The sequence below is a fragment of the Streptomyces sp. NPDC050619 genome, from assembly GCF_040654815.1.
In the GTDB taxonomy this organism is placed as follows: domain Bacteria; phylum Actinomycetota; class Actinomycetes; order Streptomycetales; family Streptomycetaceae; genus Streptomyces.
Window position 1 is genome coordinate 64699 of record NZ_JBFAIR010000039.1, and the last position, 26359, is coordinate 91057.

The window sequence follows — 26359 nt, forward strand, 5'->3', positions numbered from 1 at the left end:
AACGGTCCTTCCTTCCGCCTTGGTCGTACCGTCCCGCATCGGAGTGCGTCATGCCGTCCCCCCTCTCCGCGGACCGCTCAGCCGCCCAGCCGCCCGGACGCGGCTCGGTCGACGCGCTCATATCGCAGGCACGACGGCTCAAGGGCGACGTGGACGCCGTACGGCGGGACACACAGAGCGACGGTTCGGACCCGCAGGACCGGTGGCAGCGCGCGCTGTGCGACCTGGCCCTGCACCAACTCAACGACCTGGACGAGCACTTGGCGCAGTTGCGGGAGGGCCCGCCGCCCGTGCCCGAGTCGCCCGAGGCGGTGCCCGCCGCCGAAACCGCGGCGCCCGCTCCCCGGCGCGGCTCGCTGCTCAGCCGGGTCGGCAGCGCGGAGTGGAACCTGCTGACCGACGAGGCCAGTTGGTCCGGCGAGCTCTACCAGATCCTGGGCCGCGACCCCGCCGCTCCCCCGCTGACCCTCGACGAGCTGCCGTCCCTGGTGTTCGACGAGGACCGGCCGAAGCTGACGGCGATGGTCACCGACTGCCTCGTCGACGCCAAGCCCATTGACGGGGAGTTCCGCGTGGTACGCCCGGACGGCGAGGTCCGGACCGTGCACATGATGGGCGAGCCCGTGCTCGACACTGATGGCAGCACCGCCTCGATGTGGGCCGTGGTGCGGGACGTCAGCGAACTGCGCCGCAGCCAGCGGGCTGTGAGCGAGACCCGTGACTCCTTACAGCGTCACCGGCACCGCGCGCAGACCGAGCACCGGCTCGCGGTCGAGCTGCAGGAAGCCGTGCTGCCGCCGTGGCGCGGCTCCCTGCGGCTCCCGCGCCAGGGACCCGAGACGCTCGACCTCGCGGCCCACTATCTGCCGTCGTCGTCGAGCGCGCTGATCGGCGGCGACTGGTACGACGCGCTGGAACTCGCCGACGGCGAGACACTGCTCAGCATCGGCGACCTCACCGGACACGGCGTCGCCGTGACCTCGGGCATGGCCACGCTGCTGGGTGCCGTACGCGGTATGGCGATGGCCGGCGCCCAACCGGCCCAACTCATGGCCTGGCTCAACCAGTTGCTCGACGCCACCGTGCAGCCGGCGCTCGGCAGCGCGGTCTGCTGCCGCTACCGGCCCGGAACCCGCACCCTGGTGTGGGCGCAGGCGGGACACCCCGTCCCGCTGCTGTTCCGCGACGGGACGGGGCGCAGGCTGCGCGCACCGGACGGCGTGCTCCTCGGCGCGACCCCCGGTGCCTCCTACGAGCAGGCCGAAGAGACCCTCGAAGCAGGCGATCTGCTGCTGCTGCACACGGACGGGCTGGTGCCCGGACACAGCGGAACAGGGGCCGTGAACCGTCTCCTCGCCCTGGCCCCCCGATTCGGCGAGGCGCGCACCGCACAGGACTGCGTGCGGACGGTCGTGGAGGAGTTCGACGACACCGAGCGCGAGGACGACGCCTGCGTGCTCATCGCCAGGGTGACTTCATGACCACAGCGCGGCACCCTAGGCGGGTGCGCTGTTGCCGCCCCTGCCCTTCGGCTTGGGCAGGGCCAGCCTGATCTCCTCCCGCAGTTCGTTGATCTTCACAGAGCCGGAGTACTCGGCGGTCAGCCGGTACATCTGGCGCAGCCGGTCCCAGGTGCGATGGGACGAGTTGGAGCCCATCGACACCAGGGCCAGCCGCGCGTAGCGGTCGGCCTGTTCGGGGTCGTCCGCGATGAAGCAGGCGGAGGCCATGGACAGGTAGTCGAAGATCTTCGACCGCTGCCGTCCGTCGACCCGCAGGGCCAGGGCCTTCTCCGCGAAGTGCTGGGCGTGCACGGCCGCGCCCGGATCGTGCTCGGCCAGCGTGCGGTAGGCCAGGGCCTGCATGCCGTACAGGTCCTCCTCCTTGAAGGTCTGCATCCAGCTGGGCGGCGGTACGTCGCCCCGGTCGGAGACGAAGAGGTCCTCGGCCTGTCCGAGGGTGCGGCGCATGGCCTGGCCCTTGCCCATGGAGGCCTGTGCCCAGGCCTCGATGGTGTAGAGCATGGCCTTGGTGCGGGGCAGCACCTGTTCGCCGGAACCGGACTGGGCGAGCTTCATCAGGTCGAGCGCATCGTCGGGCCGGCCCAGGTGCACCATCTGGCGAGCCGCTCGGGAGAGCGCCTCCCCGGCGCGGGGCCGGTCGCCGCCCTCTCTCGCGGCATGGGCGGCGATGACGAAGTACTTCTGGGCCGTGGGCTCCAGGCCGACGTCGTGCGACATCCAGCCCGCGAGGACGGCGAGATTGGCGGCGACGCCCCACAGGCGCCGCTGGAGATGGTCGGGGTGACGGTAGGCGAGCATGCCGCCCACTTCGTTGAGCTGGCCCACGACTGCCTTGCGTTGCAACCCGCCGCCGCGGGCCGCGTCCCAGGCCCGGAACACCTCCACCGAGCCCTCCAGTTCCTCGATCTCCTGCGACCCGATGGGGGCGGCCTCGTAGCGGTCGAACCCAGCGGGGTCGGCGTGCAGAGGATCGTCGAACTGGGGGGCGTCGGCGGTCAGGGCCGGATCGGTGTGCAGCCAGTCGTACATGGCGCTGCTGAGTGCTGATCCCGCGGCGAGCACGGCACCCGCGCTCACCAAACCGCGTCGGTTGAGCATGAGGTCCATTCCCGTGAATTCGGTGAGGACCGCAGCAGTCCGCTCGGGCGCCCACGGCACTCCGTCGGGATGTTCCGCACTCCCGCCGCGTGGCCGTTTCCCCGTGCGCCCGTGCCGGACCAGACCGAGGTCCTCAATGGTCACGACACGGCCGAGACGCTCGGTGAACAGAGCTGCCAGCACCCGCGGCACCGGATCGCGCGGGATCTCTCCCACGTCGATCCAACGCCGCACCCGGGAGGTGTCGGTCGCCAGCTGGAGATGGCCCATGGCCGCCGCCTGCCGGTTGACCAGCCTCGCGAGTTCGCCCTTGGACCAGCCGGCCAGGCCGAACAGGTCCGACAGGCGGGTGTTGGGTTCTCCGCTCACGTCAAGCCCCCAGGTTCTCGGCTGAGTTGACAGTAGCCCGGTGAGAGTTGCCGGGCGACTATTCGCCAGGGTTCGCCAGGGCACGCCAGATGGTGTGCCACTGGGCAACGGGTGTCAGGTAGGAACGCGCCACCCCGACCCGGTCGCCTTCCTGGAACACCTTCCAGGAACAACGGGTGCATTCCCCAGGGTGTACCCGGGAGACCGGGCCGGGGAGCGCGCTTACGCAAGGCACAGCAGGCACACGAAGGGATCTGTCTCGCCCATGTACACAGCATCGTCCTCCGTGTCCGCTCCTCCCCGGTCGCTGCTTCCCCGCCCGGCGGGTGGCGGCCCCTACCTCGACCCCGCGCGTCCGGCTGCCCCCGTGCTGGGTGCGGGCAGGACGCGGCGCGCCCCGGGCCTCGGCCCTCAACCGCTCAGCGGGAGACTCGACTTGTCCGGCCCTCAGGGCGCCCAGCTGCGCACGGCGATCGCGTCGGTGCACCGGATCTGCCCGGAGTTCACCCCGGTGCAGGTGTTGCGCCGCAACGGACGCTCCGTACTCCTGGTCGGCACGACAGGACGCAGCACCGCCGTCGCCAAGTGTTTACTGGACCACTCACCGGCGTGGGCCGAGCGGATCCGCCACGAGATAGCCGCATACCGCTCGTTCGTCCGGCACCGGCCTCCGGTGCGCGTGCCGAGACTGATCGCGGCGGACCCGGACAACTGCACTCTCGTGATCGAGCGGATGCCGGGCCGGGTGGCGGCACTGCACCGGCACCCGGCCGAGGCCCCGCCGCGCGCGGACATCAGGGCGGCACTCGGCGCGATCTGCCGGCTGAACTCCTGGCGGCCGCCGGTGGGCACCTTCGAGGCCCCGCTGGACTACGCCGCCCGCATTTCCCGGTATCACGAGCTGGGGCTGCTCACCGACCGGGACATGGGCGACCTCCAGAAGCTGGTGCACGGCATCGCGGCGACCGCGGGCCGCCAGGGCATGGGCCAGTTCTGCCACGGCGACGCGCTGTTGTCGAACATCCTCCTGTCACCGGCCGGTCCAGTGCTGGTGGACTGGGAGCACGCGGGCTGGTACCTGCCGGGCTACGACCTGGCGACCCTGTGGTCCGTCCTGGGCGACGCGCCCGTGGCCCGGCGGCAGATCAGCCAGATCGCCCAGTCAGCGGGACCTGTCTCGCGGGACGCCTTCCTGGTGAACCTGATGCTCGTGCTGACCCGTGAGATCCGTACCTACGAAACGGCCGTGCAGCGTTCGATGCACGACGTGACCCCGGCGGCACCGGGAGTGGCCCACCCGGGTGCTGCGCCGTCCGGCGAGGAACAGCGGCTGCTGCTCAGGCGGCTGCACGACGACTGCCAGCTGGCGCGCCGGGCCGTGCGCGCGGCGGTCGGCACTCGCTGACGGGGACGAGGATCCGCGGTGCGCTCGGGGAAACGGCGCACCGCGGATCTTTGTATGACCCCCTCTTCGACCCGGGCACCTCCGCCACGAAACTCCCGTGAACCCCGATTGACGAGGGAAATCCTCTGCCCCTGGGCATCATTGACGGACCGTCGGCAAGCCGGTACCACTGACACACGCCCGGCCCCGTACGGCTCATCGCGCTCGATCCGTCCCAGGAGGCTGCATTGCGAGGATCCGCCACCGCCACCGACACAGCCGCCGGTCACAGACGTATCCGAAGATCGGCAGAAGCGGTGGCCTCGGCCGCCCTGCTGCTGCCGCTGCTCGGCGCGGCCCCGTCCGGCGCGCAGACGCCCGCCGACCGTCTCCAGCTGGCGTTCGCCTCCGCGGCCGCCGAGTACCACGTACCGCGGAGCGTCCTCCTGGCCGTCTCCTACCTCCAGTCCCGCTGGGACGCGCACGCCGGAGCGCCGAGTGTGACCGGCGGCTACGGCCCGATGCACCTCACCGACGCCCGCACCGCGCTCGCCGACGCACGGCCCCACCACAGCGAGGGCACGGAGGACGCGCGCGGAGACAGCGCCCGCCCGCCGCTACACCCGGCGGCGAAGGTGCCGCGGGCCTCCCAACTCCCCGCCCGCCTCAGGACGTTGCCGAAGGCGGCCGAGCTGACCGGGCTCAGCGCCGAGGAACTGCGGACCGATCCCGCGGCGAACGTGGCCGGCGGCGCCGCCCTCCTGGCCGCCGCCCAGCAGGACCTGGGCGAACCGCCGAGCAAGGATCCGGCGGACTGGTACGGGGCGGTGGCCCGTTTCTCCGGCGCGGACGACAGCGCGACGGCGACCGCGTACGCCGACGACGTCTACGACGTACTGCGCACCGGCGAGGAGCGCACCACCGACGCCGGCCAGCACGTGGCCCTGGCCGCCCGGCCGGACCTCGCCCCCGACACCGCACCGCTCGCGCGGACCGGGTTGCGCACGCTCGACGCGGACGGCGCGGAGTGCCCGAAGACCGTGTCCTGCGAGTGGATCCCCGCCCCCTACGAGGAGTTCGGCGAGGGCGACTACGGCAACCACGATCTGGGCGACCGTCCGGCGTCCCAGAGCATCGACTACATCGTCATCCATGACACGGAGGGCGCCTGGGACGAGGTCCTCAACCTGGTGCGGGACCCGGCCTACGTGTCGTGGAACTACTCGCTGCGCTCCACGGACGGCCACATCGCCCAGCACGTGAAGGCGAAGGACGTCGCCTGGCACGCGGGCAACTGGTACGTCAACGCGAAGTCGATCGGCCTGGAGCACGAGGGCTTTCTCGCGAACCCGGACGCCTGGTACACGGAGGCGATGTACCGGTCGTCGGCGCGGCTGGTGACGTACCTGGCCGAGAAGTACGACATCCCGCTGGACCGCCAGCACATCCTGGGCCACGACAACGTGCCGGGGCCGACCACCGCGACGGTCGGCGGTATGCACACCGACCCGGGCCCGTACTGGGACTGGAGCCACTACTTCGCCCTGCTGGGCCGCCCCTTCGAGCCCACCGCCGGCAAGGACGGCGGCCTGGTGACGATCCGCCCGGACTACGCCGCCAATCGGCCGGGGTACACGGGCTGCGTCACCCAGGGCGAGCCCTGCGCGGCGCACGGCTCCAGCGAGGTGCGGCTGTACTCCGACCACGACACGAAGTCCGCCCTGATCAAGGACGTGGGCCTGGGCACGACGCCGAGCACGGGCGTGAACGATGTGTCCTCGCGGGTCTCCACCGGCCAGCAGTACGCGGTCGCCGACCGTCACGGCGACTGGACGGCGATCTGGTATCTCGGTCAGAAGGCCTGGTTCAAGAACCCGGCGAAGAGCCCGACGGCGGTGAACGCGACCGGTTTCGTGGTGACGCCCAAGAAGGACCTGGCGAGCGTGCCGGTGTACGGGCGCGCGTACCCGGAGGCGTCGGCCTATCCGGCGGGGGTGCCCGCCCAGGCGGTGTCGCCGCTGCCGTACAAGCTGCTCGCGGGCCAGAAGTACGTGGTCGGAGACAAGGTGCCGGGCGAGTACTACTACGCGGCCACCTTCACCGCCGACTCGCACAAGGTCGTGGTCGGCAAGGATCTGTACTACGAGATCCAGTTCGGCCACCGGGTGGCGTTCGTGCGGGCCGCGGACGTGCGGGTGGTGTCGTCGGCCTCGTAGCCCGGTCAGCCCTGCTGGAAAAGCTCCGCGGGGAGCGGTTTCAGCAGGGCGTACAGATCGTCGGTGATGGGGCGGTCCCATGCGGCGATGGTCACCAGGACGTTGTCGCTGCGGTCGAACTGCACGCAGGCGATCCGGCTCTCGGAGAGCTTCAGGCGGCGCACGATCAGGAGGTTGTCGCCCTGCATCACCGGCATGTCCTCGGCGCCGACGACGGTGACCTCCTCGTCGTTCTCCAGGGCCAGCAGCAGCTGGGCCACCTCGAAGGGGACCTCGCCCTCGGCGACCTCGCGGGCCGGGGAGCCCTGCGGCAGATTGCCGATGATCATCGCGGGGCCCCGGCCGCCGAACAGGTCGTACCGCAGGTACACGCCCTGGCAGGTGCCGTCGGGGGCGGGCAGCAGGCCCGCGCCCAGATTGCCGGGCCAGTCGGTCGGGTCCATGGCCAGTACGTCGAAGTCGGGCCCGGCGGGAGTGGCGCTACGGCGGCGGAGGAACGACATGTCGCCATGGTACGTGCCCGGGACCGTCGTGTGACGTGCGGGCGGTTCTTCACTCCTGGGGGTTTTCGCGCGCGGATCCAGGGGTGTCTCACTCCTCCGGCGGCGCCGGCGGTACCACCGCGACCGGGCTCGCCGCGTGCAGCAGGACGGCGTGGGTGACGGATCCCAGCAGGCGGGCGGGTGCCAGCAGGCGCCGTCGGTGACGGCCCACGACGACCAGGTCGGCGTCCCTCGACGCCGCGACGAGGTGACCGGCCGCGTCGCCCGGGACCACGTACGGCTCGGCCCGGACCTCGGGGTGCCGGGTGCGGTGCGGGGCGAGGAAGCCCTCGGCGAGGGTCCGTGTCTCGTTCTCGACGACGTCCTGATCGATCATCGGCGGTACGAGTTCGCCGGGGGCCGCCCAGGTCTGGACCGGCCACGGATAGGCGGCCACGACCTGAAGCCGCACGCCGCGCAGCGCGGCCTCGGTGAAGGCGAAGGCGAGGGTGGCCTCGTCGGGGCTGTCCACATGGAGGCCGACGACGACGCGCGGGCCGGGTTCGGCCGGTGCCTCGCCGTGCACCTCGCGACCGGGGCGGGGCACCACGACGACGGGGCACTCCGCGTCGCGGGCCGCGGTCATGCCGTTGGAGCCGAGCAGCAGGCTGGCGAAGCCGCCGCGGCCTCGGGAGCCGAGGACCAACAGCTGGGCGGTGGCGCCCAGTTCGGGCAGCAGGGCGCCCGGCGCGCCGTCCAGGGCGAGGTACTCGGTGAGCGGCCGGTCGGTGTGCGCGGCCAGGTGCGTGCGCGCCTGGTCGAGCACCGGATCGTCGCCCGCGTCGGCGGCCCCGGCGACCAGGACGTCGGGCTGCGCCCAGGAGGCGTACTGCCGCACATGGACCACCCGCAGCGGCGCCTCGCGCCGACGGGCGGCGTCGAGGGCCCAGTCCAGGGCGCGCAGGCTGTCGTCCGAACCGTCGACCGCCGCGATCACCGGCAGTGTGCTCATGCGTTCCTCACCTCCGGAGTACAACCTTCCGCTTCCTGGGCGTCAGCCTGGCTCAGGCGTCGGTCCCAGGAGAGCGCGTAAGGTCGCGTGTCCGGAAAAACGGTCGGAACACCGCCGGATCGGCCCGTCAGCTCACGCGGGTCACGTGAGGTCGAACTCCCCTTCCCTCGCGCCTGACACGAACGCGCCCCACTCCGCCGGTGTGAAGATCAGGGAAGGGCTCTCGGGCCGGCCGCTGTTGCGCATCGCGATGAATCCCTCGACAAAGGCGATCTGGACATCCCCCAGGCCCCGGCTGCTGGAGTGCCATTCGGCGTTGCTGAGGTCCAGCTCGGGCTTGTCCCAGCCCATGAGCGGCTGCTGCTGGATGGTGGTCTCGGCCACGTCCGTGCTCCTCCCGATTGCGTCGTCCGCGGCCAGCCTAGCTTTCGGTCCCTGGCGCCGACAGGCCACGTGAGGGGGACCTTTCAGGAGTCGGGTGGCAGCGATCCCACGAGCCAGATCGAGAAGAACTGGGATCCGCCTCCGTAGGCGTGCCCGAGGACCCGCCGTGCGCCTTCCACCTGGTGTTCTCCGGCCTGTCCGCGCACCTGGAGCGCCGCCTCGGCGAAGCGGATCATGCCGGAGGCGCCGATGGGGTTGGTCGACAGGACACCGCCCGACATGTCGACGGGCAGGTCTCCGTCCAGCTCGGTCACCCCGGACTCGGTGAGTTTCCAGCCCTCGCCCTCGTCGGCGAAGCCGAGGTTCTCCAGCCACATGGGCTCGTACCAGGAGAACGGTACGTACATCTCGACGGCGTCGATCTCCCGGCGCGGGTCGGTTATCCCGGCCTGCCGGTACACGTCGGCCGCGCAGTCCTGGCCGGCCCGCGGCGACACGGCGTCCTTGCCGGCGAAGAGGGTGGGCTCGCTGCGCATGGCGCCGCCGAGAACCCAGGCGGGCCGGCGCGGGGCGCGGGCGGCTCCCGCGCGGTCGGTGAGGATCATCGCGCAGGCGCCGTCCGAGGAGGGGCAGGTCTCCGAGTAGCGGATCGGATCCCACAGCATGGGCGAGGCCTGGACCTTCTCCAGGGTGATGTCGTGCTCGTGCAGGTGCGCGTAGGGGTTCTTCAGCGCGTTGCGCCGGTCCTTGTACGCGACCAGCGAGCCGACCGTGTCGGGCGCGCCGCTGCGCCGCATGTACGCGCGTACGTGCGGGGCGAAGAAGCCGCCCGCTCCGGCGAGCAGGGGCTGCTGGAAGGGGATCGGCAGGGACAGCCCCCACATGGCGTTGGACTCGGACTGCTTCTCGAAGGCCAGCGTCAGCACCGTGCCGTGCACGCGGGCCGCGACCAGGTTGGCGGCGACCAGCGCGGTCGACCCACCGACGGAGCCGGCGGTGTGCACGCGCAGCATGGGCTTGCCCACCGCGCCCAGCGCGTCGGCCAGGTACAGCTCCGGCATCATGACGCCCTCGAAGAAGTCGGGCGCCTTGCCGATGACGACGGCGTCGACGTCCGCCCAGGTCAGCTCGGCGTCGTCGAGGGCGCGGCGGGCGGCTTCCCGGACGAGCCCGGCGATCGACACGTCCCGGCGCGCCGCGACATGCTTGGTCTGGCCGATCCCTACGACGGCCACGGGCTCCTTGCTCATCGTGGATCCCCTTCGAGTACGGCGACCAGGTTCTGTTGCAGACAGGGGCCGGACGTGGCGTGGGCGAGCGCCCGGTCGGACTCGCCGCGGTGGATGCGGGCGGCGGCCTCGCCGACGCGGCTGAGCCCGGCGGCCATGACCGGGTTGGCGGCGAGCGCTCCGCCGGAGGGATTGACGCGCACGTCGTCGTCCAGCCGGAGCGCCTTGCGCAGGACGACCTCCTGTGAGCTGAAGGGCGCGTGCAACTCGGCGGTGTCGACGGGCCGTTCGAAGGCGCCCGCCTTCTCGGCGGCCAGGCGGGTGGAGGGCGAGTCGGTCAGGTCGCGGACGCCGAGGCCGTGCGCCTCGATGCGGTGGTCGATGCCCCGGATCCAGGCGGGCCGCTCGCACAGTTCGCGGGCGCGGTCCCCGGCGGCGAGGATCACGGCGGCGGCGCCGTCGCCGACGGGTGGGCAGTCGCCGGTGCGCAGGGGCCGTACGACGTAGTCGCCCGGTGCCGCCGCGCGTGCCTGGGAGTTGCCACTACGGGCCGCTACGGCGGCGAGCGCGGGCTCGTCGGTGTCGCCGGCGTCGATGAGCGCCTGTGCCTGGAGGGCGGCGAGGGCGACGGAGTCGGGCCACAGGGGGGCCACGTAGTACGGGTCGAGCTGCCGGGTCAGTACGTCGCGCACGGAGCCGGCCGAGGACTTGCCGTAGGAGTACACGAGCGCGGTGTCGGCCTCGCCCGTCAGGAGCTTGGTCCACGCCTCGTACAGGGCCCAGGCGCCGTCCATCTCGACGTGCGACTCGGAGATCGGCGGCCAGGCGCCCACCCCGTCGAGGGCGAGGGTGAAGGAGAAGGCGCGGCCGGCGAGGTAGTCGCTGGAGCCGGAGCAGGTGAAGTCGATGTCGGCGGTCTTCATGCCGGTCCGGTCCAGCACCTCGTGCAGGACCGGCATGAGCATCTCCACCTCGGAGAGCTCGTGGCCGGCGCGGCCGTGGTCGGTCTGCGCGAAGGCGACTACGGCGATCTCCCGGGTCACAGAAGCTCCTTGTACGTCTCGTAGTCCGCGTCCGGCTCGCCGCTCGGCCGGTAGTGGTCGGGGTGGCGGGCGCCTTCCGTCCATACCGCCTCGACGCGCAGGCCCATGCGCACCTGGTCGTAGGGGATGCCCGCGATCCGGCCGTGCAGGGCGAGGTCGGCTCCGTCGAGAGCGATGTGCGCGTAGACGTACGGGACCTCGATGTCGAGGTTCTTCGCCTTGATGTTGACGATGCAGAAGGTGGTGACCGTGCCGCGCGGACCCACCTCGACCTGTTCCGCCGTGGCCACGCCACAGGTGGGGCACGCACCCCTCGGCGGGACGTACACCTTGCGGCAGGACGGGCACCGCTCGCCGACCATCCGCCGGCCGGCGAGCGCGTGCAGGTAGGCGGACTGGGCGCGGCCGGGCGAGTAGGTGTAGTCGAGGCGGGCCGGGGCGACGATGCCGGTGACCGGGTCGGCGAACTCGCCGCTGTGGCCCGTTGGTTCGGCCGGCTCACCCTCGTACGGCTCGAAGCAGGCGATGTCCGTGATGGCGCCGGAGCGTTCCTCGGCCCAGCGGACACGCACGCGCATTCCGGTGTGCACGGCGTCGGGGCCGGGGGCGTCGAGGGCGTGCAGGAGGGCGGTGTCCGCGCCGTCGAGGCGGACCAGGGCCCAGGCGAACGGGGTGGACAGGGGCTGGCCGCGGCGCGGGGCGTGGTTCCAGGCCCAGGTGGTGACGGTGCCGGTGGGGGCTACCTCGACAAGGCCGCCGTCGCCTATCTCCTCGGCGGTGACGGGGTCGTACTCGACGGGTGGGACCAGGACGCGGCCGTCGCCGGTGCGCACGCCGAGGACGACGCGGTCGCGCAGGCCGGTGAGGAAGGCGCTCTGGACGGGGCCGAGGGAGCGGGTGAAGGGGAACTCGACGACTAGCGGCGCTTCGAGGACTTCGGGCATCCTGGTTGTCTCCTTCTGAGGGCGGGGTCAGGCGCGCTTGTACTCGGGCGGTCGTTTCTCCGCGAAGGCGCGGGCGCCCTCCTTGGCGTCGGCGGTGTCGAAGATCGGCCAGCCCCGCTCGAGTTCGGCGGCGAGTCCGTCGGCCTCGGTCAGCTCCGCGCTCTCGTACACGGAGGCCTTGACGGCCTCGACGGCCAGTGGTCCGCAGGCGTTGATCTGTTCGGCGATCTCCAGGGCCTTGGCCAGTGCCGTGCCGTCGGGGACGACGTGGCCGATCAGGCCGATGTCCGCGGCCTCGCGGGCGCTGTAGGGGCGGCCGGTGAGCAGCATCTCCAGGGCGTGGGTGCGCGGGATCTGGCGCTGGAGGCGGACCGTGGAGCCGCCGATCGGGAAGAGACCGCGCCTGACCTCGAACAGGCCGAAGGTCGCCGACTCGCCCGCGACCCGGAGGTCGGTGCCCTGGAGGATCTCCGTGCCGCCCGCGACGCAGTACCCCTCGACGGCGGCGATCACGGGTTTGCGGGGGCGGTGGTGGCGCAGCATCGCCTTCCAGTGCAGGTCCGGGTCGGCCTTGAGCCGGTCGCGGTGGTGCTCTCCCTCCATGCCCTGTCCGGCCAGGGCCTTGAGATCCATCCCGGCGCAGAAGGCACCTCCCGCGCCGGTCAGCACGATCGAGCGCACGGCGTCGTCCTCGTCGGCCTCGACCCAGCCGTCGTACAGGCCGACCAGCATGGACAGCGAGAGCGCGTTCTTGGCCTCCGGCCGGTTGAGCGTGAGCACCAGTGTGGCGCCCTCGCGCCGCACGGTGAGGTGTTCGGTCCCACCCATCGCCCATCTCCCCTCTGAAAGAACGAGAACAGGTTGCAGGAGGCGACGAGGCACTTCAAGAGTTTTCTGACACTCAGTCAGATTTCTTCGACGCGGACCCTTCACAGTTGCGGCGCCCTTTGCTCTGATGACCGCGAACCGTCGCAGAGCCATGCCGTCCGAGGTCAGGAGGAGCGGTGGAGTACAACCTTGCCGACCTGTTCGAATCGGTTGTCGACGTGGTCCCCGACCGCGAGGCGCTCGTGTACATCGACCACCCCGGCACGGGCGCGGAGCGCCGTCTGACGTACGCCGAACTGGACGCGGCCGCCAATCGCATCGGCCACCACCTCCTGGACAGCGGGATACGCCCTGGCGAGCACCTCGGCCTTCATCTGTACAACGGCGTCGAGTACTTGCAGACGGTGCTGGGCTGCCTGAAGGCGCGGATCGTCCCGGTCAACGTCAACTACCGCTATGTGGAAGAGGAGTTGGTCTATCTCTACCGGGACGCCGATCTGGTGGCCCTGGTCTTCGACGCGGAGTTCACGGACCGGGTGGCGGCGGCGCTGCCGCACACGGACGCGTTACGGCACCTGGTGCGGGTCGGGGCGCCGGAGGCGGACCATCTCCCCGCCGTGGCCTTCGGCGATGCCGAGGCGGCGGCGTCCCCGGAGGGCGGGTTCCCGGGGCGCTCGGGCGATGACCAGTTCATCATCTACACCGGGGGCACCACCGGGATGCCCAAGGGTGTGATGTGGCGTCAAGAAGACCTGTTCTTCTCGGGGCTCGGCGGTGGCGCGCCGACCGGTGAGCCGGTCAAGAAGCCGGAGGAGCTGGCCGAACGGGTCGCGGCCGGCGGGGCGGGGATCACCTTCTTCCCCGCTCCCCCGTTGATGCACGGCACCTCGACCCTCACGGCGTTCATCGGGTTCAACTTCGGCCAACGGGTCGTGCTGCACCGCAAGTTCGTGCCCGAGGAGGTGCTGCGGACGATCGAGAAGGAGAAGGTCACCAGCATGTCGCTGGTGGGCGACGCGATGCTGCGTCCGCTGATCGACGCCCTCGAAGGCCCGTTGAAGGGCACCGACATGTCGTCGATGTTCAGCGTGTCGTCGTCGGGGGCGATCATGTCGGACACGGTGCGCAGGCAGTTCCAGGCGCTCGTGCCGCATGTGATGCTGCTCAACAACTTCGGCTCCTCGGAGTCCGGTTTCAACGGCACGGCGACGGAGGACTCCGGCCCCGAGCGTGGCTTCCGCATCCGCGTCAACTCCCGTACGCAGGTGGTCGATCCGGCGACGTACGAGCCGGTCGCCGTCGGGGAGGTGGGCCGCGTCGCCCAGTGCGGCCATGTGCCGCTCGGCTACTACAACGACCCGCGCAAAACCGCCGAGACCTTCTTCGAGAAGAGCGGCGAACGGTGGGCGCTGCTCGGGGACATGGCCACCGTCGACGAGGAGGGCGTGGTCACCGTCCTCGGCCGCGGCTCGCAGTGCATCAACACGGGCGGCGAGAAGGTGTATCCGGAGGAGGTCGAGCAGGCGCTCAAGTCGCATCCGGACGTGTACGACGCGCTGGTGGCCGGTGTGCCGGACGCCAAGTGGGGCCACCATGTGGCGGCCGTCGTGGAGTTGCGCGGGGGCGCGGCCCGGCCGTCCCTGGAGGACATCCAGGCGCACTGCCGTTCGCGTCTGGCCGGATACAAGATCCCGCGCCAGCTGGTGATCGCGGAGACCCTCCGGCGCTCGCCCAGCGGCAAGGCGGACTACCGGTGGGCGCGGGAGGTGGCGATGGCGGCGGACCGGTGATCCGTCGTCGCACAGGCCCCGCAATGCGTCACAGGCCCCGCTAGGCGTCGGTGAACCGGTCCCTGAGCTCCCGTTTGAGGATCTTCCCGCTCGCGTTGCGCGGCAGCTCGTCCACGAACAGCACGCGCTTGGGCGCCTTGAAGTGGGTGAGATTCTCGCGGGCGTGGGCGATCAGTTCCGCTTCGGTGGCCTCGCCGCGCCGGACGACCACCGCCGTGACGGCCTCGATCCACCGCTCGTCGGGCAGGCCGATCACGGCGACCTCGGCGACGGCGTCGTGCGTGTACAGCGCGTCCTCGACCTGGCGTGAAGCGACCAGTACTCCACCGGAGTTGATGACGTCCTTCACGCGGTCGACGATCGTGAAGTAGCCGTGGGCGTCGCGCACCGCGAGGTCGCCGGAGTGGAACCAGCCGTCGCGGAAGGCCTCGGCCGTCTCGTCGGGCTTGTCCCAGTAGCCCTCGCACAACTGCGGGGAGCGGTAGACGATTTCGCCCGGTGTGCCGTCGGGAACGTCCTTGCCGTCCTCGCCGACCACGCGGGCGTCGACGAAGAGCACGGGCCGGCCGCAGGAGTCCATCCGGCCCTTGTGCTCGTCGGGGGCGAGGACCGTGGCCAGGGGGCCGATCTCGCTCTGGCCGAAGCAGTTGTAGAAGGCCAGTTTCGGGAGCCGTTCGCGCAGCCGCTCCAGGACGGGCACCGGCATGATCGACGCGCCGTAGTAGGCCTTGCGCAGTCCGCCGAGGTCGCGGGTGGCGAAGTCGGGGCGGTTGGACAGGCCGATCCATACCGTGGGCGGGGCGAACAGGCTGTCCGCGCGGCCGGTCTCGATCAGGTCGAAGAGCCGGTCGCCGTCCGGCGCGTCGAGGATGACGTTGGTCGCCCCCACAGCGAGGTACGGCAGCAGGAACACGTGCATCTGGGCCGAGTGGTACAGCGGCAGCGAGTGCACCGGCCGATCGCCCGCGCTGAGGTCGAGGGCGGTGATCGCGCTCAGGTACTCGTGCACCAGGGCGCGGTGCGTCATCATCGCGCCCTTGGGCTGAGCCGTCGTCCCGGAGGTGTACAGCAGCTGCACCAGGTCCTCGCCGCGCGGCTCGGGACCGTCGTACGCGGGTGTGGCCGCCAGCCGTGCCAGCAGTGAGCCGTCGGCGTCGCGCAGGGGCAACGTACGGACGCCGTCGGGGAGTTGACCGGCCAGGTCCGGGTCGGTGAGGACCAGGGCGCTGCCGGACTGGCCCACGATGTACGCGAGGTCGTCGCCGGTCAGGTTCTGGTTGACCGGTACGTGCACCAGGCCCGCGCGGGCGCAGGCCAGGAAGCCGATCAGATACGCGTCCGAGTTGTGGCCGTAGGCGCCGACCCGGTCGCCGGGGTCGAGGCCTTGCCCGCGCAGCAGGCTCGCCGCGCGGGAGACGGCCTCGTCGAGTTCTTCGTACGTCCAGGCGCGGTCGGCGTATTCCACCGCGACGCGCGCCGGAGTGCGTCGGGCGCTGCGGCGCAGCACCCCGTCCACCGTGCTGCCGTGTCCGGGCGTCATGACACATGATCCTCGGGCCGACGCCGGAGGAGGTCAAGGCTGAGGGGAGCGCTGGTGACGACGGGGTGGTCACCTCACCCATGTGGCGGGACCACACCGTTCGCCACTGAGACACATGGCCGGTTCTCGTCAGTCGGCCCGCGTCACACCGGCCGGGTGCGCCCCTCCCAGTACGGCTCGCGCAGCCGCCGCTTGTACAGCTTGCCGTTGGGGTCGCGTGGCATCTCGGCGATGAAGTCGACGGTCTTGGGCCGTTTGTAGCCGGCGAGTCGCTCGGCGCAGTGGTCGAGGAGCGCGGCGGCGAGGGCGGGACCGGGCTCGTGGCCGGGGGCCGGTTCGACGACGGCCTTGACCTCCTCGCCCCAGTCGTCGTGCGGGATGCCGAAGGCGGCGGCGTCGGCGACGGCGGGGTGGGCGAGCAGGACGGACTCGATCTCGGCCGGGTAGATGTTGACCCCGCCCGAGATGATCAGGTCGATCTTGCGGTCGCGGAGGAAGAGGTAGCCGTCCTCGTCGAGCAGTCCGAGGTCGCCGACGGTGAAGAAGTCGTCGATGCGGTTCTTCCGCGTCTTGGCCTCGTCCTTGTGGTAGGAGAAGCCGCCGGTGTTCATCTTCAGGTAGACGGTGCCGAGTTCGCCGGGCTGGAGCCGGTTGCCGTCGTCGTCGAAGATCGCGAGTTCGCTGATGGGCCAGGCCTTGCCGACCGTGCCGGGCTTCTTCAGCCAGTCCTCGGCGGTCGCGAAGGCCCCGCCGCCCTCGCTGGCCGCGTAGTACTCCTCCACGCAGTTCCCCCACCAGTCGATCATGGCCCGTTTGACGTGGTCGGGGCAGGGGGCGGCGCCGTGGATGGCGTGCCGCATGGACGAGACGTCGTAGCGCGCCTTGATGTCGTCCGGGAGGGCCAGAAGCCGGTGGAACTGGGTCGGGACCATATGGGTGTGCGTGCACTTGTGGGTGTCGATGAGGCGGAGCATCTCCTGAGGCGTCCACTTGTCCATCAGCACCAGACGGTGGCCGATGTGCAGGGACGCGCCCGCGAACTGGAGTACGGCGGTGTGGTAGAGCGGCGAGCAGACGAGGTGCACGTTGTCGTCGAACGGCCGGATCCCGAAGATCCCGAGGAAGCCGCCCAGATAGGCCTCTTCGGGGAGCTTGCCGGACAGCGGGCGCCGGATGCCGCGCGGGCGGCCGGTGGTGCCCGAGGTGTAGTTCATCACCCAGCCGAGCGTGCGGTCCGCGGGCGCCGACTCGGGTTGCCCGTCGAGGAGTTCGGCGTACGGCCGGAAGCCGTCGATGGTGCCGACGGCGTACCGCTGACCGGCCGGGAGGCCGGCCTCGTCGGCGGCCTGGCGGGCGGGGTCGGCGAAGCGCTCGTGGGCGAGGAGCACCTTGGCTCCGGAGTCGGCGACGATCCAGGCGATCTCGGGGCCGACGAAGTGGTGGTTGACGGGGACCAGGTAGAACCCGGCCTGGGTGGCGGCGAGATGCGCGGTGAAGAACTCGGGTCCGTTCGGCAGGACCACCGCGAAGGCGTCGCCGCGTTCCAGCCCGGCCGCGCGCAGGCCGTGCACGAGCCGGTTGGCCGCGGCGTGCAGGCGGCCCGCGCTCCACACCTCGCCGTCCGGCGCGATGAGGGCCGTACGGTCGGGGTCGGCGGTGGCCTGGGCCCAGAAGCCCGCGGGAGGTGTGCTCGTCACTGGCCGCTCCTTCCGGCGATGCGGTTGATGTGGTCGACGGCCCGCTCGAAACCCCGGGTGAGGTCGTCGAAGACGGCCTGCACGCTGCGTTCGCTGGTCATCCGGCCGACGATCTGGCCCACCGGCGTGCCCAGCAGCGGCTCGACCTCGTGCTTCTGGATGCGGGAGACCGCCTCGGCGACGAGCAGGCCCTGCAAGGGCATCGGGAGGGTGCCGGGACCGTCGGGGTCGTCCCAGGCCTCGGTCCACTCGGTGCGCAACTGGCGGGCCGGTTTTCCGGTCAGGGCGCGGGAGCGGACGGTGTCGCCGGAGCCGGCGGCGAGCAGTTTGCGGGTCAGGGCGGCCGAGTGGAGGTCGGCCTCTGTGGTGGTCAGCCATATGGAGCCCGTCCACACACCCTGGGCCCCGAGGGCTAGCGCGGCAGCCACCTGCTGACCGCTGCCGATGCCACCGGCCGCCAGTACGGGCAGCGGGGCCACGGCGTCGACGACCTCGGGCGTGAGCACCATGGAGGCGATCTCGCCGGTGTGGCCGCCGGCCTCGTATCCCTGGGCGACGACGATGTCGATGCCCGCCTCGGCGTGTTTGCGCGCGTGCCGGGCGCTGCCCGCGAGCGCGGCGACGAGCACGCCCTGCTCGTGGGCGCGGGACACCACGTCGGCGGGTGGTGAGCCGAGGGCGTTGGCGAGCAGCTTGATCGGATAGTCGAAGGCGACGTCGAGCTGGGTGCGGGCGACCTGTTCCATCCACCCGGTGATGCGCCAGCCGGACGCCTCGCCCTCGGCGAGGTCGGGCACGCCGTACTTGGCGAGGGTGTCCTTGACGAACTGCCGGTGCCCTTCGGGGATCATCGCCTCGACGTCGGCCTCGGTCACGCCCTCGACCTTCTTCGCGGGCATGACGACATCCAGGCCGTACGGCCTGCCGTCGACGTGCGCCTCGATCCAGTCGAGGTCGCGTTTGAGGTCGTCGGGGGCCGTATAGCGGACCGCGCCGAGCACCCCGAAGCCGCCGGCCCGGCTGATGGCCGCGGCGACGGCGGGGAACGGCGTGAAGCCGAAGACGGCGTGCTCGACTCCGAGTTTCTTGCTCAGCTCCGTCTGCATGGGCGCAGGATGCCGCAGTCCTCCGGACGACGGAAGAGGTTTTCTGATGCTCCGTCAGATTTCTGCGCTCATGAAGACTGGGAATGATACTTTCAAGATTCATACGGGAGGATCTCGATGGCCGAGGACAGCACGAACGGATGCACCCGTCGTCAACTGGGCCGCGGAGTCCTCGCCTTGGGCGGCGCCCTCGCCATCGCCCCCTTCCCGGCGGGACCGGCGGCCGCCACTGCGTCGAGCGCTCAGCGCGTCCTGCGCCACGGCTCCGCCGAGCGCGCCGGCCTGCTCCCCGCCCCGCTGCGTCAACTCGTCACCGACGCCGAGACGTTCCTCGGCCCCTCCCCCAAGCACCCCTGGTACGCGGGCGCCGTGCTGCTCGCCGGGCGCGGCGGCACGGTGGCCCTGCATCAGCCGATCGGCATGGCGGTGCGCTATGCGTCGTACGACGAGAAGACCGACACCGGCGTCGAGTTCCCTGCCGACCAGCAGATCCCCATGGCCGAGGACACCGTCTTCGATCTCGCCTCGGTGTCGAAGCTGTTCACCTCGCTCCTGGCCGTGCAGCAGATCGAGCGGGGCGCGCTCGATCTGGAGGGGAAGGTCGCCGCGTATCTACCGGACTTCGGCGGCGCGGGCAAGCAGGACATCACGATCCGTCAGCTCCTCACCCACACCTCGGGGTTCCGCGCCTGGATCCCGCTGTACAGCGTCCCCACGTACGAGGAGAAGCTCCAGCTCATCTGGAAGGAGGCGCCGCTCAACCCGCCGGGCTCGACGTACCTCTACTCGGACCTGAACCTGATCTCGCTCCAGTTGGTGCTGGAGAAGATCACGGGCCGCGCCCTGGACACGCTTCTGCACGACGAGGTCACCGGCCCGCTGGGCCTGGGCCGCACCCGCTACAACCCGCCCGCATCCTGGAAACCGAAGATCGCCGCGACGGAGGACGCGCGGGCACCCTGGTCGGGTCTGGAGCGCGGACTGGTGTGGGGCGAGGTGCACGACGAGAACGCGTTCAGCCTCGGCGGGGTCGCGGGGCACGCGGGGGTGTTCTCCACCGCCTGGGACCTGGCGGTCCTCGGCCGGACGCTGCTCAACGGCGGCGCCTACGGCCAAACCCGCATTCTGCGGCCGGAGTCGGTGGAGCTGCTCTTCACCGACTTCAACACCGCCTTCCCCGGCGACGAGCACGGCCTCGGCTTCGAGCTCTACCAGCACTGGTACATGGGCGCGATGGCCACACCGCGCACGGCGGGGCACACCGGCTTCACCGGTACCTCGCTGGTGCTCGACCCGACGACCGACTCCTTCCTGGTCGTGCTCGGCAACTCGGTGCATCCGGTGCGTAGTTGGCGGTCGGGTTCGGCGCCCCGGGTCGCCGCCGGCAACGACATGGCGCGCGCCGTGACGGTCCGTCCCGCGCACGGACGTACCGCATGGTTCTCGGGCATGGCCAGTTCCACGACCGCCACGCTCGCGCTGCCCGCGCTCGACACGTCCTCGGGCGGCGCCCGGCTGCGCTGCGCGCTGTGGTGGGACACCGAACCGCAGGCCGATGTCCTCGCCTTGGAGGTCACGACGGACGGCGGCACGACCTGGCGGGCCGTCCCGTTCACGACCGCCCGTCGCCGCGACCGTCCACAGGAGCATCCGGCGGGCACCGTCACCGGCTGGTCGGGGCGCGTCTGGCACAGTCTCGCGGCGGACCTCCCGGCGGCCCGGCAGGTCGCGCTGCGCTGGCGGTACGCGACCGATCGGCTGTACGTCGGCCGGGGTGCCTACGTCGACGGGCTGCGCGTCGAGGCGGCGGACGCCGTCCTCTTCGACGAGGCGCGCCCGGCGGACGCGGCGCGGATCGAGGCGAGGGGTTGGACTGCGTCCACGGACTGACGGTCTCGGGCTGACGTCCGCGGACTGACGACCGCCACGGACTGACAGGCACGGACTGACGACTGCCACGGACTGACGGACACGGACTGACGGGCACGGGCTGACGACCGCCACGGGCTGACGGACACGGACTGACGGGCACGGGCTGACGGACTGACGGCCACGGACTTGACCGCTCAGCCGGGAACGTCCAGGCGCTGGGTGCCGACCACCGACAGCAGCCGGAGCGCCTCCTCGGACGGAGAGCCCGGGGCGGCGGTGTAGATGACGACCCGTTGGTCCCGGTCGGCGATGTCCAGGACGTCGCAGTTGACGCTGATCGGGCCGACGACTGGGTGGTCGAAGGTCTTGCAGAGCGTGGGGCGCGAGGCCACGTCGTGGGCGGCCCACAGCCGGGCGAACTCCTCGCTCCCGGCCAGGAGTTCGTCGACCAGTCCGGTCACTTCCGGGTCGTCGGGGTAGCGGCCCGCGGCGGCGCGCAGGTGCTGGGCCACCGTCCGGGCGAATTCGTCGGCGTCCGACACGCTGTACAGCCGTCGGCCGCTGGGGTACGGCTCCAGGAAGGCCCGCCGTGCCAGGTTGCGCTCATGGCGCGGCAGGGCGGAGAAGTCCTCCATGAGGGCGGCCGCCAGTTCGTTCCAGGCGATGACCTCGTACGTCGCCGACACCACGATCGCCGCGGCCTGCGGCAGCCGGTGCAGCAGATCGGCGATGCTCTGCCGTACCTCGCGCGAGGGCCCGGGCGGCGGCCCCGGGGGCGTACCCGCGAGGTGGTGGAGGTGGTCGCGTTCGGCGTCCGACAGGCGCAGGGCGCGGGCGAGTTGGGCCAGCACCTCGCGGGAGGGGTGCGGGGCGCGGGCCTGTTCGAGGCGCGTGTAGTACTCGGTGGACATGAACGCCAGGTGTGCCACCTCCTCGCGGCGCAGGCCCGGGGTGCGGCGGCGCTGCCCGGCGGGCAGCCCCACGTCGGCGGGGGTGATGCGCTCGCGTCGGCTGCGCAGGAAGTCGGCGAGTTCTTGTCGATCCACGTTCCCAGTGTGCGGCGTCCGCCGGACGCCCAGCCAGGTACCGCCGATGCCTGGATACGCCACGCGGCCGGGCGCAGGCTCCTCGGCATGACCGACACACCGATCACATCCACCACCACGACCTCGGGCCTGCTGACCGACAAGGTCGCCTTCATCACCGGTGCGGGGCGCGGCATCGGCGCCGCGGCGGCGCGGCTGTTCGCCCGGGAGGGCGCCCGCGTGCTCCTCGCGGCCCGGACCGAGACCCAGCTCAAGGCGGTGACCGAGGAGGTCCGTGCGGCCGGCGGCACCGCGGAGTACGTGCGGTGCGACATGGCCGACCCGGCGAGCGTCCGCGCCGCCGTCGACGCGGCCGTCGAGTTGTACGGCCGACTCGACGTCGCCTTCAACAACGCGGCCACGATCCAGCGGCCCGGCCCGATGGACCAGCTGCCGGAGAGCAAGTTCGACCACGTCTACGCGGTCAACCTCAAGGGCCCCTGGCTGGCCATGAACGCCGAGATCGCCGCGATCCGCGCCACCGCCGGGACCGGGGCGATCGTCAACACATCGAGCGTCGGCAGTCTGCGGGCCAACCCCGCGCTGCCCGCGTACGGCGCGGCGAAGCGGGCGCTGAACAGCCTGACCGCGTCGGCGGCGGTCACGTACGGCCCCGAAGGCATCCGCGTCAACGGCATCGCGCCCGGCACCACGCTGACCGAGATGATCGACGAGTGGGAGTCGAACTCCCCCGGCATCGTCGAGCAGCTCAACGCGCAGACTCCGCTGGGGCGGTCCGCCGCCCCGGAGGAGGTCGCCGAGGCCGCGTTGTGGCTCCTGAGCGACCGCGCCTCCTACGTCACCGGGACGGTTCTGCGGGTCGACGGAGGCATGCGGGCCTGAGCTTCAACCGCCGAGTGCCTCCAGCACCGCCATCGCCGCGTTGTGCCCCGGCACCCCGCTCACCCCTCCCCCGCGCACCGCGCCCGCCCCGCACAGCAGCACGTTCGGGTGCCGGGTCTCCACACCCCAGCGGCCGGTGTCCTCCTGTGCGTAGGGCCAGGAGAGCTCGCGGTGGAAGATGTTGCCGCCGGGCAGCCGCAGGTCCCGCTCCAGGTCCAGCGGGGTCTTCGCCTCGATGCAGGGCCGCCCGTCGGCGTCGGTGGCCAGGCAGTCGGCGAGGGGCTCGGCGAGGTGGGCGTCCAGCTGGGCCAGCGTCGACTTCAGGAGCTCTTCGCGTACGGCGTCGTTGTCCCGGTCGAAGAGCCGGGCGGGGGTGTGCAGGCCGAACAGGGTGAGGGTCTGGTAGCCCTGCTCGACGAGGTCCGGGCCGAGGATCGTCGGGTCGGTGAGCGAGTGGCAGTAGATCTCGGAGGGCGGGGCGGTGGGCAGAGCGCCGGCCGCGGCCTGGGCGTGGGCGACGGCCAGCTGTTCGTAGCCCTCGGCGATGTGGAAGGTGCCGGCGAACGCCTCGTACGGGTCCACTGAGTCGTCACGGAGCATGGGAAGCCGCTTGAGCAGCATGTTCACCTTGAGCTGGGCGCCCTCGGCGGGGGCGGGCGGCTGGTCGCCGGTGAGGGCCGCCAGTTCCCGTGGGGAGGCGTTGACCAGGACGTGCCGGGCGGCGGCGGTGCCCTCGCCCTCGGCGGTCCGGTACGTGATCTCGGCGCCGCGTCCGTCCGTGTCGATCCGCACGGCCTCGTGTCCGGTGGCGAGGACGGCGCCCGCCTCGCGGGCCGCGGCGGCGAGGGCGTCGGTCAGGGCGCCCATCCCGCCGACGGGCACGTCCCAGGCACCCGTTCCGCCGCCGATCACGTGGTACAGGAAGCAGCGGTTCTGCCGCAGCGAGGGGTCGTGGGCGTCGGCGAACGTCCCGATGAGGGCGTCGGTGAGCACCACGCCCCGGACCAGGTCGTCGGCGAAGCGGTCCTCGATCGCCGCCCCGATCGGCTCCTCGAAGAGGGTCCGCCAGGCGTCCTCGTCGTCGATCCGGCGGCGCAGTTCGTCACGCGCGGGCAGCGGCTCGGTGAGCGTCGGGAACACCCGCTGGGCCACGTGGGCGGTCATGCCGTAGAAGCGCTGCCAGGCCTGGTACTCGCCCTCGCCTCCGGTGAGCCGCGCGAACGCCTCCCGGGTGCGTCGCTCGCCGCCGCCGACCAGCAGTCCGGTCGGCCTGCCTGCCCGCTCGACGGGGGTGTACGACGAGACGGTGCGGGTGCGGATCCGGAAGTCCAGGCCGAGATCGCGCACGATCTTCTTCGGCAGCAGGCTGACCAGGTAGGAGTAGCGGGACAGGCGTGCGTCCACGCCGGCGAACGGGCGGGTGGAGACGGCGGCGCCGCCGGTGTGGTCCAGCCGCTCCAGGACCAGTACGGACCGGCCGGCCCGGGCCAGGTAGGCGGCGGCGACGAGGCCGTTGTGGCCGCCGCCGACGATGACGGCGTCGTACGTCCGGTGTCCCGGGTGTCCCTCGTGTGCAGGCATGGTTCTTGGTAACACGGGATGATCTACGTCGGCCAGAGATGGACCGCCTCGGGTCCCTCTGTCACCACCCGCCCGTCGCGCGCTGCTGCCGCAGGACGGCCACTCTCCGGTACAGCTCCACCGCTTCCGCGCCCCGTCCGAGCTGTTCCAGGCAGTGGGCCTCGTCGTTGCGGCTGGCGAGGGTGTCGGGGTGGTCGGGGCCCAGGACGCGCTCGCGGGCGGCGGCCACGCGCCGGTACTCGGTCAGCGCGTCCGGCCAGCGGCCGAGCCAGCCTAGGCCGACGGCGATCTCGCGGCGGCTGACCAGGGTGTCCGGGTGGTCGGCGCCGAGAACGCGCTCGCGGATCGCGCACACGTCGCGGGACTCCGCGAGGGCCTCTTCCCAGCGGCCGAGGCGGCCGAGGTTGACGCCGAGACCGTGGCGGGCGCGCAGGCTCTCGGGGTCGGCGGGCCCGTGAACGCGGGTGCGGTCGTCGATCAGGTCGCGGTACAGCTGGAGCGCCTCCGCGCTGCGGCCGAGCCGGCCCAGGCTGATGCCGACCTCGTAGCGGGCGGCGAGGGTGTCGGCATGGTCGGGTCCGAGGGCCTGGGCACGGGCCTCGGCGACCTCCTGGTAGGTCTTCAGGGCCTCCGGCCAGCGGCCCAGCTGGCCGAGCGCGTAGGCGACCTCGTAGCGGGTGACCAGGGTGTCGGGGTGCTGAGGGCCGAGCACCCGGGCGCGGGCGGCCGCCACGTCGCAGGCCATGCGGTACGAGTCCTCCAGGCGGCCGAGCCGGCTCAGGCTGAAGGCGAGGTTGTGGCGGCAGCGCAGGGTGTCCGGGTGGTCGGTGCCCATGATGCGCTCGCGTGCGACGAGCACGGAGGTGTAGACCTGATGGGCGTCGAAGTGACGGCCCAACTGGCCGAGGACATAGGCCATTTCCTGGCGGGCGGCGAGCGTGTCGGGGTGGTCGGGACCGAGGGCGGCGGTCCTGGCGCGGGCGACGTGCTTGTACTCGCGCAGGGCGTCGGCGGCGCGCCCGGTGCGGCTGAGGGTGAAGGCGACCTCGTAGCGGCTGGCGAGGGTGTCGGGGTGCTCGGGGCCGAGCAGGTGCTCACGCTCGGCGGCGACCGCGCGGTGCACCTCGCCGGCCTCCGCCCAGCGGCCCAGCCGTCCCAGGCTGAGCCCGGCGTTGTGCCGCCCGGCCAGCGCGGTGACCGCCTCCGGGGAGGGGGCGGACGGTTGCTCGGGGACGGGTTCCTCGGGCCGCCCGGCCGCCGGCCGCGGGATCCACTCGCCGGTCAGGCCCGCTCCGGCGTCCGGGGGTGTGACGCGCAGTCCGGCGCCGGTGGCCTTGTGGCCGGTGGTCATGCCCCGGGTCCAGGACGGCAGGCGCACCTCGCGCAAGGGCGCGGGCTCGGGCGGGCGGAGCTGCGGCCGCTGGGTCACCACGGTCGGCACGTACGTCGGTGTGGCCCGGCCCAGTCCGATCCGCCGCCCCAGTTCACGGGCGTCGTGGGGGCGTTCCTCGGGCCGCTTGGCCAGCAGGTCGAGGATGACCTTCTCCAGGTATTCGGGCAGGTCGGAGCGGTGGCTGCGTGGCGGCCGGGGCGGCGTGTCCCGGTGGCCGACGAGGATGGCCCAGGCGTCGTCGAGGTCGAACGGCGGTGCCCCGGTGGCGATCTCGTACAGCACGCAGCCCAGCGAGTACAGGTCGCTGCGCTGGTCGACCTCGGTGCCGCTGATCTGTTCCGGCGACATGTAGTGCGGGGTGCCCATGGCGATGCCGGTGCCGGTCAGCCGGGAGGTGAAGCCGATGTCGTGGCCGAGGCGGGCGATGCCGAAGTCGCAGATCTTCACCGTGCCGTCGGTCAGCCGCACGATGTTCGCGGGCTTCAGGTCGCGGTGGACGATGCCCTGCCGGTGCGTGTAGGCGAGCGCGGCGGCGACCTGGTCGGCGATCTCGACGACATCGGGTACGGGCAGCGGGTGCTGCTTGTTGTCCTCCAGCAGCTGGCTGAGGTTGCGGCCCTCCAGCAGTTCCATGACCAGGTAGAGGACGCCGTCGAACTCGCCGAAGTCGTGGACGACGGTCACTCCGCGGTGCTGGAGGGCGGCGGCGACCCGGGCCTCGCGCCTAAACCGTTCCCGCAGGACCCGGGTGAAGGCCTGGTCGTGATGCCCGCCCAGCGGCTTGAGGCACTTCACGGCGACCTGCCGGCCCAGCGACTCGTCCCGCGCCCGCCACACCTCGCCCATGCCGCCGCGCCCGATCAGATCGAGCAGCCGGTACCGGCCCTGGACAATCCTGCTGTCCCCCATCTCCTGCGCCCGCCCCCGTCGCTACGTCACC

The 26359-nt window shown here is 71.8% G+C and carries 20 protein-coding genes; 6 read left to right on the forward strand and 14 right to left on the reverse strand.

Going from position 1 to position 26359, the window contains the following annotated elements; all coding sequences use genetic code 11:
• The first annotated feature begins 50 nt into the window (after positions 1-50).
• Complete coding sequence (locus AB0I77_RS42970; RefSeq protein WP_363288306.1) at positions 51-1481, forward strand: SpoIIE family protein phosphatase; 1431 nt, start codon at positions 51-53, stop codon at positions 1479-1481.
• Positions 1482-1496: 15 nt separating this feature from the next.
• On the opposite strand, the gene AB0I77_RS42975 is transcribed toward AB0I77_RS42970, so the two are convergent.
• Positions 1497-2990, reverse strand: coding sequence for a hypothetical protein (locus AB0I77_RS42975; RefSeq protein WP_363288307.1), 1494 nt, complete (start codon positions 2988-2990; stop codon positions 1497-1499).
• 265 nt (positions 2991-3255) lie between these two features.
• On the opposite strand from AB0I77_RS42975, the gene AB0I77_RS42980 reads away from it, so the two are divergent.
• Entirely contained in the window at positions 3256-4395 is a 1140-nt protein-coding gene (locus tag AB0I77_RS42980; RefSeq protein WP_363288308.1) for an aminoglycoside phosphotransferase family protein, read from the forward strand.
• Positions 4396-4622: 227 nt separating this feature from the next.
• Positions 4623-6590: an N-acetylmuramoyl-L-alanine amidase gene (locus AB0I77_RS42985; RefSeq protein WP_363288309.1), complete on the forward strand. Its 1968-nt coding sequence runs from the start codon at positions 4623-4625 to the stop codon at positions 6588-6590.
• 5 nt (positions 6591-6595) lie between these two features.
• Here the strand turns inward: AB0I77_RS42985 and AB0I77_RS42990 are convergent, their stop codons facing one another.
• The 7 genes from AB0I77_RS42990 to AB0I77_RS43020 all read right to left on the reverse strand — a co-directional run bounded on the left by AB0I77_RS42990 (position 6596) and on the right by AB0I77_RS43020 (position 12512).
• Positions 6596-7093 (reverse strand): hypothetical protein, encoded by a 498-nt coding sequence (locus AB0I77_RS42990; RefSeq protein WP_363288310.1) that lies wholly within the window; start codon positions 7091-7093, stop codon positions 6596-6598.
• 88 nt (positions 7094-7181) lie between these two features.
• Positions 7182-8084, reverse strand: coding sequence for a universal stress protein (locus tag AB0I77_RS42995; protein ID WP_363288311.1), 903 nt, complete (start codon positions 8082-8084; stop codon positions 7182-7184).
• 141 nt (positions 8085-8225) lie between these two features.
• Entirely contained in the window at positions 8226-8468 is a 243-nt protein-coding gene (locus AB0I77_RS43000) for a DUF397 domain-containing protein (protein WP_030676326.1), read from the reverse strand.
• An 83-nt stretch (positions 8469-8551) separates the two neighbouring features.
• Positions 8552-9718, reverse strand: coding sequence for a thiolase domain-containing protein (locus tag AB0I77_RS43005; protein WP_363288312.1), 1167 nt, complete (start codon positions 9716-9718; stop codon positions 8552-8554).
• The gene (locus AB0I77_RS43010) at positions 9715-10740 is read right to left on the reverse strand and encodes a thiolase domain-containing protein (RefSeq protein ID WP_363288313.1); all 1026 of its coding nucleotides are present in this window, start codon (positions 10738-10740) and stop codon (positions 9715-9717) included. Before AB0I77_RS43010 ends, AB0I77_RS43005 begins: the two co-directional genes overlap by 4 nt.
• Positions 10737-11684, reverse strand: coding sequence for an OB-fold domain-containing protein (locus tag AB0I77_RS43015; RefSeq protein ID WP_363288314.1), 948 nt, complete (start codon positions 11682-11684; stop codon positions 10737-10739). Before AB0I77_RS43015 ends, AB0I77_RS43010 begins: the two co-directional genes overlap by 4 nt.
• Before the next feature lie 27 nt (positions 11685-11711).
• Positions 11712-12512 (reverse strand): crotonase/enoyl-CoA hydratase family protein, encoded by an 801-nt coding sequence (locus AB0I77_RS43020; protein WP_363288315.1) that lies wholly within the window; start codon positions 12510-12512, stop codon positions 11712-11714.
• Positions 12513-12688: 176 nt separating this feature from the next.
• Here AB0I77_RS43020 and AB0I77_RS43025 point away from each other — a divergent pair, with 176 nt between their 5' ends.
• Complete coding sequence (locus AB0I77_RS43025; protein ID WP_363288316.1) at positions 12689-14302, forward strand: acyl-CoA synthetase; 1614 nt, start codon at positions 12689-12691, stop codon at positions 14300-14302.
• 40 nt (positions 14303-14342) lie between these two features.
• On the opposite strand, the gene AB0I77_RS43030 is transcribed toward AB0I77_RS43025, so the two are convergent.
• The 3 genes from AB0I77_RS43030 to AB0I77_RS43040 form a co-directional block, all read right to left on the reverse strand.
• Positions 14343-15842, reverse strand: coding sequence for an acyl-CoA synthetase (locus AB0I77_RS43030; RefSeq protein WP_363288317.1), 1500 nt, complete (start codon positions 15840-15842; stop codon positions 14343-14345).
• 143 nt (positions 15843-15985) lie between these two features.
• A complete protein-coding gene (locus AB0I77_RS43035; protein WP_363288318.1) occupies positions 15986-17539 on the reverse strand; it encodes an acyl-CoA synthetase in 1554 nt (517 codons plus the stop codon).
• On the reverse strand, positions 17536-18645 hold the full coding sequence (locus tag AB0I77_RS43040) for a nitronate monooxygenase family protein (protein WP_363288319.1): 1110 nt from the start codon (positions 18643-18645) through the stop codon (positions 17536-17538). The genes AB0I77_RS43035 and AB0I77_RS43040 overlap by 4 nt, the downstream gene beginning before the upstream one ends.
• Positions 18646-18762: 117 nt before the next feature.
• Between AB0I77_RS43040 and AB0I77_RS43045 the strand changes: the two genes are divergently transcribed.
• Entirely contained in the window at positions 18763-20535 is a 1773-nt protein-coding gene (locus AB0I77_RS43045; RefSeq protein ID WP_363288320.1) for a serine hydrolase, read from the forward strand.
• A gap of 176 nt (positions 20536-20711) precedes the next feature.
• On the opposite strand, the gene AB0I77_RS43050 is transcribed toward AB0I77_RS43045, so the two are convergent.
• Positions 20712-21563 (reverse strand): helix-turn-helix transcriptional regulator, encoded by an 852-nt coding sequence (locus AB0I77_RS43050; RefSeq protein ID WP_363288321.1) that lies wholly within the window; start codon positions 21561-21563, stop codon positions 20712-20714.
• Positions 21564-21650: 87 nt separating this feature from the next.
• Here AB0I77_RS43050 and AB0I77_RS43055 point away from each other — a divergent pair, with 87 nt between their 5' ends.
• Positions 21651-22445: a glucose 1-dehydrogenase gene (locus AB0I77_RS43055; protein WP_363288322.1), complete on the forward strand. Its 795-nt coding sequence runs from the start codon at positions 21651-21653 to the stop codon at positions 22443-22445.
• Positions 22446-22448: 3 nt separating this feature from the next.
• Here the strand turns inward: AB0I77_RS43055 and AB0I77_RS43060 are convergent, their stop codons facing one another.
• Together AB0I77_RS43060 and AB0I77_RS43065 are read right to left on the reverse strand one after the other, a co-directional pair.
• Positions 22449-24026 (reverse strand): NAD(P)/FAD-dependent oxidoreductase, encoded by a 1578-nt coding sequence (locus tag AB0I77_RS43060; protein ID WP_363288323.1) that lies wholly within the window; start codon positions 24024-24026, stop codon positions 22449-22451.
• Between the two features lie 61 nt (positions 24027-24087).
• Positions 24088-26328 carry a tetratricopeptide repeat protein gene (locus AB0I77_RS43065; protein WP_363288324.1) on the reverse strand — a complete coding sequence of 747 codons (2241 nt, stop codon included), beginning with the start codon at positions 26326-26328 and terminating at the stop codon, positions 24088-24090.
• Between the last annotated feature and the right edge of the window lie 31 nt (positions 26329-26359).